Annotated in this window: 1 pseudogene; it reads right to left on the bottom strand. The window is 58.0% G+C overall.

Features of this window, described 5'->3' with window-relative positions:
* Nucleotides 1-205 (bottom strand): annotated as a pseudogene (locus tag F2P45_RS35275) (IS1380 family transposase); the annotation flags it as partial.
* Between the last annotated feature and the right edge of the window lie 50 nt (nucleotides 206-255).

Here is a 255-nt window from a genome sequence, read left to right as displayed (position 1 = left end):
GCGCCATGACCTCGGCCTTGAGAAGCACGCGCCAGGCCTTCGGCCACGAGCGCGCCTTGTAAGTAAATTCATCGAACAGACGCACCGCATTGGGTACCACGTCTTGCGATTGCGCAGCCACCCACCGCTCAATGGCGCGAACTCTGGTCGGCTCGGCCATCGCAAGGAGCTTGGTGTTGCAGGCGAAACCGAAAATGAAGTCCATGTTCGACATCCCATCGATCAAGCCCATTAATTCAGGGCCACTGAAGTGTC

The organism is Massilia mucilaginosa, from assembly GCF_011682145.1.
Lineage (GTDB): Bacteria > Pseudomonadota > Gammaproteobacteria > Burkholderiales > Burkholderiaceae_D > Telluria_A > Telluria_A mucilaginosa.
This window is presented reverse-complemented; position numbering and strand designations above follow the sequence as displayed.